This window comes from Micromonospora sp. NPDC049580, assembly GCF_040675595.1.
GTDB lineage: Bacteria > Actinomycetota > Actinomycetes > Mycobacteriales > Micromonosporaceae > Micromonospora.
Window position 1 is genome coordinate 1 of sequence record NZ_JBFAPG010000256.1, and the last position, 8976, is coordinate 8976.

Genomic DNA, 8976 nt, shown 5'->3' on the forward strand with positions numbered 1-8976 from the left:
CGTGCCGGCCGCGCTTGCCGTGCCGGCCGCGCTTGCCGTGCCGGCCGCGCTTGCCGTGCCGGCCGCGCTTGCCGTGCCGGCCGCGCTTGCCGTGCCGGCCGCGCTTGCCGTGCTGCGTTTGCGCCTGCCGTGCCGCCGCGGCGTGGCCTGGCTGCCCGGCGCGCTGTCAGCGGGCGACCGCCCAGGCCAGCACCCCCGCCAGGATCAGACCGTTGAGCCCGGCCAGGGCGAGGTACGCCGCGGGTGGGATCTTCCTGCCCCGGCGGACGAGGGAGACCAGGACGGCGGCGTAGCCGAGCAGCAGTACGGCGATGACGATCAGGAAGTAGAACACCCGAAGACCTTAACGGCCGGGATGCCGACGCAGGCTGTGGCACGCGACGGCAGCTGGTGGTCGATCCACACCAGGTCGCCGAGGTGGGGGCATCCGGCGGCCCGGACAGACCCACATCGGCGATCTGGTGTGGATCAAGCCAGGGGCGTACCGCAGGTTCAGCGGCCTCTGCTGCGCAGGCCGAGTTGGCGTAGCTCCAGGGCGGCCAGGGCCTCGACGGTGTCGTCGTCGCCACGTCGCCACGCCTCGGCGACGTCCGGCGCGATCCGGGTCAGCCGGCCCAGCGGCTGGGTGGCCAGCGCGCGTAGCGCGAGCAGATCCCGCCCGGCCGGCCCGGCGGCCAGCTTCGCGGCCGATCCGGCCCGGCGCATCCAGCGCAGCCGCAGCGGCAGCCAACCGAAGAGCACCAGGCCGAGCGGGAAGATCAGCACCGCGACGGTGAGGGCGAGGGCGAGCTGGTCGACCAGGTGCTGCTGGTCGCGGCCGGCGTCGGCGAGACCCCGGGCGGCGTCGGCGGCCCGCTGGAAGGGCGCGGTCAGCTCGTCACCGACCAGCGGCACCCGCCGGACCTTGCCGCCGGCGTCGGCGAGGTTGTCGGCGAGGCCACTGCCGGCGCCCTCCAGCTTCTGCCCGGGTACGGCGAGCTTCTGCACCAGGTCGTGCAGCCAGAGCGCGGCGCGGATCGCGACGTACACCCAGGCGACGACGAGCAGGTCGGTGAGCAACTGGCGGACGGCGGTCGGAAACCGATCGGCGTAGATCTTCACGCCGGACAGCGTGCCACGAACGGTCCCCGCCCGGCACCCGTCGATCGGTGGCCGGGGTGACCCCGGCCCGGGGGCGCCGCAGGCTCCGCTCCCCGCCACCGACGCCCGGCCGGGGGATCGGCGATCAGGCGAGCCGCAGGCCCCCGAACGCGACGGTGTCGCCCACCGGCTGGACCGGGCGGAACCGAAGGTCGGCCACGCTGGTCAGCGGACGCAGGCCGGGCAGGTGCCGAAGATCTCCAGGGTGTGGCTGACGTCGGCGTAGCCGTGCTGCGCGGCGACCCGGTCGGCCCAGCTCTCCACCGCGGGGCCGGCCACCTCGACCGTACGCCCGCAGGCCCGGCAGACCAGGTGGTGGTGGTGCCCCTCGCTGCACCGGCGGTAGAGGTGCTCGCCGCCCGGCGGGCGCATCACGTCGATCTCGCCCGCGTCGGCCAGCCCCTGCAGGGTGCGGTAGACAGTCGTGAGGCCGACCCGCTCACCGCGCTGCCGGAGCATCGCGTGCAGGTCCTGGGCGCTGTGGAAGCCCTCCATCTCGCCCAGCAGCGCGCTCACCGCCGAGCGCTGCCGGGTGTTGCGCACCGCGGCGCCGCTCTCGCTCATGATCCCTCCCCGGCGTGGCTGACCGCGTCCGCCACGATGTGCGCGACGTGCTCGTCGACCAGGCTGTAGGCGATCTCCCGGCCCCGGCGGGAGCCCCGCACCACGCCCGCCCCGCGCAGCACCCGCAGGTGCTGGGACACCAGCGGCTGTGCCGCGCCCAGCTTCTCCACCAGCTCGTGCACGCACCGCTCGCCGCTGGCCAGCTCGCTGACGATGGCCAGCCGGATGGGCGCCGACAGGGCCCGGAGCAACTCGCTGGCTCCGTCGAAACCCTCGTAGCCTGTTGCGCTGGTCATCTTGCAACGGTAACCAATACCACCGACATCCGCCGATCGGGCTCAGTGCAGGACGACCTCGTGCGGTTCCGGCGCCGGTACGGGGGCCGGCGCGGTGCGGCGGCGTACCGCCCGCCAGAGCGCGCCAGCCACGGCCACCACCAGGAACGAGGCGATCGCCAGCAGCACCACCGAGGCGCCGGGCGGGGTGTCGGCGGTGGCCGCCACCCAGACGCCGGAGCCGGCGGCGAAGAACCCGAGCGCCATCGCGGCGGTCATCGTGCTGCGGAAGCCCCGGGTGACCTGCTGGGCGGTGGCCACCGGAACCACCATCAGCGCGCTGATCAGCAGCACTCCGACGGCCCGCATCGCGATGGTCACCGTGACCGCTGTGGTGACCGCGATCAGCAGGTTGAGGGTGCGCACCGGCAGGCCGGACACGCGGGCGTACTCCTCGTCGTGGCTGATCGCGAAGAGCGCCGGCCGCAGCACGATCATGGTGAGCAGGATCGCCGCGCCGAGCACGCCGACGGTGATCAGGTCGGTGGTCGAGGTGGAGAGCAGGGACCCGAACAGGTAGGCGTTGAGGTTGGCGCTGGTCGCGTCCGAGAGGCCGACCAGCAGGACGCCGCCGGCGATGCCGCCGTAGAAGAGCAGCGCCAGGGCCAGGTCGCCGGAGGTCCGCCCGCGCGCGCGGACCACCTCGATGGCGATCGCGCCGACCGTGGCGACGATCACCGCCACCAGCACCGGCGAGCGGTTGAGGAGCAGGCCTGCGCCGACGCCGGTCAACGCCACGTGGCCGATGCCGTCGCCGATCAGCGTCAGTCGGCGCTGCACCAGGTAGATGCCGAGCGCCGGCGCGGCCAGGCCGATCACCAGCGCGCCGATCAGGGCGCGTTGCATGTAGGGGTACTGGAAGAGTTCCATGGTCAGTTGCTCCACAGCCCGGCGGGCTCGTCGGGACCGTGCGGGTGCACGTGGTCGTGGTCGGGCTCCGCGTGGTGGCCGGCCGGGTCCGGAACCGGGCCGTCGTGACAGACGCCGCCCTGGTGGACGACGACCGCCCGGCTGATCACCGGTCGCAGCGGGCCCAGCTCGTGTGCCACCAGCAGCACCGTCCCGCCGTCGGCGACGAAGTCGCGCAGCGCGCCCGCGAACGCCTCCTGGCTGGCCGCGTCCACCCCGGCGGTGGGCTCGTCGAGGATCAGCAGCTCCGGCCGGCCGGCCAGCGCACGGGCGATGAGGGTGCGCTGCTGCTGACCGCCGGAGAGGGTGGACACCGGGTCGGTGGCCCGGTCGGCGAGCCCGACCGCGCGCAGGGCCGCGTCGACGGCGGCCCGGTCGGCCGCGCCGGGCGGGCGCAGGATCCCGCGGCGGGCCAGTCGGCCGGACGCCACCACCTCGCGGACGGTGGCGGGCACGCCTCCGCCGGCGCCGAGGCGCTGCGGGACGTACCCGATGCGCTGCCACTGGCGGAACTGGCGCAACGGCCGGTCGAAGAGGGTGATCGAGCCGGCGGTGAGCGGCACCAGGCCGAGGATCGCGCGGATCAGCGTGGACTTGCCGGAGCCGTTGGCGCCGAGCACCGCGACCACCTCCCCGGCGGTCACGGTGAGCGAGACGTCCCGGAGCACCGGGCGGCCGTCGTAGCCGACCGCGCCGTGCTCGACGGTGATGACGGGGGTGCTCACGAGCAGCTCAACGCCGTCCGCAGGGTCTGCAGGTTGGTACGCATCACCGAAAGGTAGTCCGAGCCGCTGCCCGCGGCGAGTCCTTCGATCGGGTCGAGCACCGCGGTCTTCGCGCCGACCTGACCGGCGATGGTCTCGGCGACCTTCGGGCTGACCAGCGCCTCGAAGAAGATCGTGGTGGCGTGGTGCGCCTTCGCATCCTCGATGACCCGGGCGAGCCGCTGCGGCGAGGGCTCGACGTCCGGGCTCAGCCCGGTGATGCCGACCTGTTCGAGCCGGTAGCGGTCGGCCAGGTAGCCGAACGCGGTGTGGCTGGTCACGATCTCCCGCCGCTGGCAGGTCGCGAGGCCCTTAGTGAACTCGCCGTCGAGGGCCGTCAGGTCGGCGCGCAGCGCCGTGGCCCGGGCGGTGTAGTCGGCGGCGTGGTCCGCGTCGACCTCGCCGAGCCGCTGGGCGAGCTGATCGCCGATGGCGGCGAGCCGGGTCGGGTCGAGCCAGACGTGCGGGTCCTTGGCGTGAGCGTGCTGCTCCTCGCCCTGCTCCTCCGCACCCTCGTGGTTGTGGCCGCCGGCGCTCGCGTCCAACAGCGGCTGCACGCCGGCCACGTCGAACACCCGGGCGTCGTCGTCCTGCGCGACCGTCTCGTCCACCGCGGGCTGGAAGCCCTTGAGGTAGACGATCAGCTCGGCCTCGGTGACCTGGCCGACCTGGCGAGGGCTCAGCTCCAGGTCGTGCGGCTCGGCGCCGGGCTTGGCCAGGTTGGTCACGTGGACCGCGTCACCGCCGACGCGCTCGGCGATGAACTGGAGTGGGTAGAACGCGGCCACCACGTCGACCCGTTGGGGATCGGCGCCGGCCGCGCCGCCGGTGGAGCAGCCGGCGACGGCGCCCAGGGCGAGCAGGGCGGTCGCGGCGGCCAGGACGCGGGACGTGGTGCGGTTGGTCATGTCCCCAACTGTCCGTGGTAACGACAATGATTGTCAAAAACGCATGCTTGCATGTCAGAGCAGCTTCGCGAGGCCCACAGTGACCAGCAGGGTCAGCATCAGCAGCCGGATCAGCCGGGTCTGCGGGGCCTGAACCGGCCAGGTGGTCGCCAACAGGGCGATCAGGGCGGCGGCGAGGGCCAGCGTCAGCAGCCCGCCGACCACCCCCGGCGTGAAGAACGCCACCAGCACCACCACCAGGGTGAGCAGGAACACCGACGTCGGGTTCGCCCCGGCCAACCGGGCCAGCAGAGGGCGCTGCGTACGCTGCATCCCACAGACTCTACGAGGAGGAACCCCCGGTGCTGGTGACCAACCGGTTCGTGGTCGACGTCGATGTCGCCGACGGCTTCACCGAACGGGCGCACGCCGCCCTCACCGCGCTGGCCGCCTGCCCGGGCTACCTGCGCGGCCAGTTGGTCCGAGCCCTGGACGACCCCCGGTACTGGTCACTCGTCACCGAGTGGGAGTCGGTCGGCACCTACCGGCGGGCGCTGGGCGCCTTCGAGGTCAAGGTGACAGCGGTGCCGTTGCTCGCCGAGTCGGTCGACGAGCCGTCCGCGTACGAGGCGCTGGCCAGCGCCGCGCCCGGGGGAGCCGTGGTGGTCGCCGAGAGTGATCGGGCCGCAGGTCCTTACCGCTGAGCCGCCGGGCACTACCCTGCTCCTATGACCGCACCCGCCCCGCCGCCCGGTCCCGGTGTGGCTCCGCCGTTCGCCGCGCCGCCCACCGAGGGCCGCCGGACCCGGCTCTGGATCGGCCTCGGCGTCGGCGCCCTCGCCGTGCTGCTCTGCTGTGGCGGAGGAGGCGCGGCCGTCGTCGGCCTGGCCGTGAGCGGCGTGCAGGCGGTACGCGAGCAGGGCCGCACGGTGACCGGCGACTACTACCAGGCGCTCGTCGAGCGAAACTACGGCCGGGCGTACGACCAGCTCTGCGACGACGCGCAGCGGCGCGAGTCCCGCCCCGAGTTCGAGCGGCGGGCGGCCGCCGAGCCGCAGGTCACCGCGTTCCGGGTGGGTGAGGTGGACACCACCAACCTGACCGTCGGAGTCGACGTGACCCTCGACGGCGGCGACCGGGAGCGACAGCAGGTCAGCCTGGGCCAGGACGGTCAGACCGGCGGCATGGAGGTGTGCGGGGTGAGCTGACCCGCCCCCGGTATTCTGCTGGGCTCGGGACGCCGGTGGTCGTACCGTTGTCCCGAACCGACCCGATCCATCCACATCTCGCCCCCGCCGACCGCCAGCCGGCGTAGGAGGAAACATGCCAGTCGACCGTATCGACGCCGTCGTCAGTCTCGCCAAGCGCCGAGGCTTCGTCTTCCCCTCCAGCGAGATCTACGGAGGCACCCGATCGGCGTGGGACTACGGTCCGCTCGGCGTGGAGCTGAAGGAGAACGTCCGCCGGCAGTGGTGGAAGACCATGGTCCAGCAGCGCGACGACGTCGTCGGCCTCGACTCCGCGGTGATCCTGGCCCGCAAGGTGTGGGAGGCGTCCGGCCACATCGCCGAGTTCGTCGACCCGCTCACCGAGTGCCAGTTCTGCCACAAGCGGTTCCGGGCCGACCACCTGGAGGAGGCGTACGAGGCCAAGCACGGCCACCCGCCGGCCTCGCTCGCCGAGATCAACTGCCCCAACTGCGGCAACAAGGGCACCTTCACCGAGCCCAAGATGTTCAACGGCCTGATGAAGACCTACCTCGGCCCGGTGGAGAGCGACGAAGGGCTGCACTACCTGCGCCCGGAGACCGCGCAGGGCATCTTCGTCAACTACAAGAACGTCGAGACGGTCGCCCGCAAGAAGCCGCCGTTCGGCATCGCGCAGACCGGCAAGTCGTTCCGCAACGAGATCACCCCGGGCAACTTCATCTTCCGGACCCGCGAGTTCGAGCAGATGGAGATGGAGTTCTTCGTCGAGCCGGGCACCGACGAAGAGTGGCACGAGTACTGGCTCCAGGAGCGCTGGAAGTGGTACCTCGACCTCGGCCTGTCGGCGGACAATCTGCGCCTCTACGAGCACCCTGCCGAGAAGCTCTCGCACTACTCGAAGCGCACTGTCGACATCGAGTACCGCTTCCAGTTCGGCGGGACCGAGTTCGCCGAGCTGGAGGGTGTCGCCAACCGCACCGACTTCGACCTCTCCACGCACAGCAAGCACTCCGGCGTCGACCTGTCGTACTTCGACCAGACCAAGGGCGAGCGCTGGATGCCGTACGTCATCGAGCCGGCCGCCGGTCTGACCCGCGCGGTGCTCGCCTTCCTGCTGGAGGCGTACGACGAGGACGAGGCGCCGAACACCAAGGGCGGCGTGGACAAGCGCACGGTGATGCGGTTCGACCCGCGGCTGGCCCCGGTGAAGGTGGCGGTGCTGCCGCTGTCCCGCAACGAGGCGCTGTCGCCCAAGGCGAAGGACCTCGCCGCGCTGCTGCGCAAGCGCTGGGTGGTGGAGTTCGACGACTCGCAGGCGATCGGCCGCCGCTACCGCCGGCAGGACGAGATCGGCACCCCGTTCTGCGTGACCGTCGACTTCGACACGCTGGACGACAACGCCGTGACGGTGCGCAACCGGGACACCATGGGCCAGGAGCGCGTCTCGCTGGACCAGGTCGAGCGTTACCTCATCGAGCGCCTCCCCGGCTGCTGAGACGGTGGGCACGGGGCCCCGGCCGACGCGGAAAGCGCCGGTCGGGGCCCCGTACACTTGTGCGGTGACCGCCTCGACCGTTCCCGCGCTGCGCCCGTTGGCCCTCGGGCCGTACCAGGTGTCGCCGCCGGTGGTGCTCGCGCCGATGGCCGGGATCACGAACGTCGGATTCCGCCGGCTCTGCCGCGAGCAGGGCGGCGGCATCTACGTCTGCGAGATGATCACGACCCGTGCGCTGGTCGAGCGCAACCCGAAGACGCTCCGCATGATCGCGTTCGGCGACGACGAACAGCCGCGCAGCCTCCAGCTCTACGGCACCGACCCGGAGGTCACCGCCGCCGCCGTGCGGATCGTCGTCGAGCGCAACCTGGCCGACCACATCGACCTCAACTTCGGCTGCCCCGTACCCAAGGTCACCCGGCGCGGCGGCGGCGCGGCGCTCCCGTGGCGACGCCGGCTCTTCGCCCGCCTGGTGCGGGCCGCGGTGGACGCCGCCGCACCCTCCGGGGTGCCGGTCACCGTGAAGATGCGCAAGGGCATCGATGACGACCACCTGACGTACGTCGAAGCGGGGCTCGCCGCCCAGGACGCCGGCGTCGCCGCGGTGGCCCTGCACGGGCGGACGGCCGCCCAGCGCTACTCGGGCACCGCCGACTGGGACGCGATCGCCACCTTGAAGCAGGCCCTCGACGTGCCGGTCCTCGGCAACGGCGACATCTGGGAGGCCGACGACGCGCTGCGGATGGTCGCCCACACCGGGGTCGACGGCGTGGTGGTCGGCCGGGGCTGCCTCGGCCGGCCGTGGCTCTTCGCCGACCTGGAGGCCGCCTTCAACGGTCGGCCGGAACGGCGTCTGCCCACCCTCGGCGAGGTGGCGGTGACCATGCGCCGGCACGCCGAGCTGCTCGTCGACCAGTTCGTGGCGGGCGCCCGCAACCCCGCCCGGGGTGAGCGCGACGGCTGCACCGACTTCCGCAAGCACGTCGCCTGGTACCTGAAGGGCTTCCCCGTGGGCGGCGAGCTGCGCCGTTCGCTGGCGATGATCGAGAGCCTGGCCCAGCTCGACGACCTGCTCGGCAAGCTCGACCCGGCGGAGCCGTTTCCGGTGGCCGCACTGGGTCAGCCGCGCGGGCGTACCAACTCGCCGGGCAAGGTCGCCCTGCCGGACGGCTGGCTGGCCAGCCGGGACGACGACACCGTCCCCGAGGGCGCCGAGATGGACGACTCCGGCGGCTGACCCGCAACCGGCTGTGTGCGCCATGGCGCGCGGTAGCCGCGTCGGACCATGCGCCAGAGCCGCCGGTCGTGCGTGCCGACGCCCACGCCGACGCCGACGTGGCTCGGAGCAGCCAAGGGGCCGCCTCACCCGCCTCCGAACCCGTCTCCGACCGCACCGCCGCAGCCTGAACGCACAGATCTTGGACAGTTTCCGTTAGCCGATAACGGAAACTGTCCAAGATCTGCTCATGTCTTGGGCAGGTGGGCTGAGGAACCGGGCCATTCGGCGCGGGGGCGCGCTTCGTGCCTGCCTCGCTGCCGGCTGACGGCATGCCGAAAGGGCCGGGCCCCGTGGTGGGGTCCGGCCCTTGTCGGTGGTGGTGCTGGGTGGGGTCAGCTGGTGGCGTAGCCGCGGGTGGCGATCCAGTCGGCGAGGTGCTCGACGGTGATGTCGTA

The 8976-nt window shown here is 72.6% G+C and carries 12 protein-coding genes; 4 read left to right on the forward strand and 8 right to left on the reverse strand.

Annotated features, from left to right (window positions below; genetic code table 11):
• Positions 1-166: 166 nt before the first annotated feature.
• The 8 genes from AB0J68_RS20005 to AB0J68_RS20040 all read right to left on the reverse strand — a co-directional run bounded on the left by AB0J68_RS20005 (position 167) and on the right by AB0J68_RS20040 (position 4932).
• Positions 167-334: a hypothetical protein gene (locus AB0J68_RS20005; protein ID WP_234587259.1), complete on the reverse strand. Its 168-nt coding sequence runs from the start codon at positions 332-334 to the stop codon at positions 167-169.
• Between the two features lie 158 nt (positions 335-492).
• The gene (locus tag AB0J68_RS20010) at positions 493-1101 is read right to left on the reverse strand and encodes a hypothetical protein (protein WP_355067073.1); all 609 of its coding nucleotides are present in this window, start codon (positions 1099-1101) and stop codon (positions 493-495) included.
• Positions 1102-1305: 204 nt separating this feature from the next.
• Entirely contained in the window at positions 1306-1704 is a 399-nt protein-coding gene (locus AB0J68_RS20015; protein ID WP_203150761.1) for a Fur family transcriptional regulator, read from the reverse strand.
• Positions 1701-2000 (reverse strand): metalloregulator ArsR/SmtB family transcription factor, encoded by a 300-nt coding sequence (locus AB0J68_RS20020; protein WP_354854660.1) that lies wholly within the window; start codon positions 1998-2000, stop codon positions 1701-1703. Before AB0J68_RS20020 ends, AB0J68_RS20015 begins: the two co-directional genes overlap by 4 nt.
• Before the next feature lie 42 nt (positions 2001-2042).
• Entirely contained in the window at positions 2043-2909 is an 867-nt protein-coding gene (locus tag AB0J68_RS20025; protein ID WP_363939867.1) for a metal ABC transporter permease, read from the reverse strand.
• A 2-nt stretch (positions 2910-2911) separates the two neighbouring features.
• A complete protein-coding gene (locus AB0J68_RS20030) occupies positions 2912-3673 on the reverse strand; it encodes a metal ABC transporter ATP-binding protein (protein WP_354854657.1) in 762 nt (253 codons plus the stop codon).
• A complete protein-coding gene (locus tag AB0J68_RS20035; protein WP_363939869.1) occupies positions 3670-4620 on the reverse strand; it encodes a metal ABC transporter substrate-binding protein in 951 nt (316 codons plus the stop codon). The genes AB0J68_RS20030 and AB0J68_RS20035 overlap by 4 nt, the downstream gene beginning before the upstream one ends.
• 54 nt (positions 4621-4674) lie before the next feature.
• Complete coding sequence (locus AB0J68_RS20040; RefSeq protein WP_354854653.1) at positions 4675-4932, reverse strand: hypothetical protein; 258 nt, start codon at positions 4930-4932, stop codon at positions 4675-4677.
• Between the two features lie 29 nt (positions 4933-4961).
• On the opposite strand from AB0J68_RS20040, the gene AB0J68_RS20045 reads away from it, so the two are divergent.
• The 4 genes from AB0J68_RS20045 to dusB all read left to right on the forward strand — a co-directional run bounded on the left by AB0J68_RS20045 (position 4962) and on the right by dusB (position 8539).
• Positions 4962-5303, forward strand: coding sequence for an antibiotic biosynthesis monooxygenase (locus AB0J68_RS20045; protein WP_363939871.1), 342 nt, complete (start codon positions 4962-4964; stop codon positions 5301-5303).
• Between the two features lie 24 nt (positions 5304-5327).
• Positions 5328-5807: a hypothetical protein gene (locus AB0J68_RS20050; protein ID WP_354854650.1), complete on the forward strand. Its 480-nt coding sequence runs from the start codon at positions 5328-5330 to the stop codon at positions 5805-5807.
• A gap of 115 nt (positions 5808-5922) precedes the next feature.
• Positions 5923-7302, forward strand: a complete 1380-nt coding sequence (locus AB0J68_RS20055) for a glycine--tRNA ligase (RefSeq protein WP_363939873.1) — start codon at positions 5923-5925, stop codon at positions 7300-7302.
• Between the two features lie 64 nt (positions 7303-7366).
• Positions 7367-8539 carry a tRNA dihydrouridine synthase DusB gene (dusB, locus tag AB0J68_RS20060; protein WP_363939875.1) on the forward strand — a complete coding sequence of 391 codons (1173 nt, stop codon included), beginning with the start codon at positions 7367-7369 and terminating at the stop codon, positions 8537-8539.
• The last annotated feature ends 437 nt before the right edge of the window (positions 8540-8976 follow it).

Bases quoted from the DNA above. Each gene is read 5' to 3' on its own strand.
- AB0J68_RS20015 (WP_203150761.1), bottom strand. From the start codon at position 1,704: ATGAGCGAGAGCGGCGCCGCGGTGCGCAACACCCGGCAGCGCTCGGCG.
- AB0J68_RS20020 (WP_354854660.1), bottom strand. From the start codon at position 2,000: ATGACCAGCGCAACAGGCTACGAGGGTTTCGACGGAGCCAGCGAGTTG.
- AB0J68_RS20025 (WP_363939867.1), bottom strand. From the start codon at position 2,909: ATGGAACTCTTCCAGTACCCCTACATGCAACGCGCCCTGATCGGCGCG.
- AB0J68_RS20035 (WP_363939869.1), bottom strand. From the start codon at position 4,620: ATGACCAACCGCACCACGTCCCGCGTCCTGGCCGCCGCGACCGCCCTG.
- AB0J68_RS20040 (WP_354854653.1), bottom strand. From the start codon at position 4,932: ATGCAGCGTACGCAGCGCCCTCTGCTGGCCCGGTTGGCCGGGGCGAAC.
- AB0J68_RS20050 (WP_354854650.1), top strand. From the start codon at position 5,328: ATGACCGCACCCGCCCCGCCGCCCGGTCCCGGTGTGGCTCCGCCGTTC.
- AB0J68_RS20055 (WP_363939873.1), top strand. From the start codon at position 5,923: ATGCCAGTCGACCGTATCGACGCCGTCGTCAGTCTCGCCAAGCGCCGA.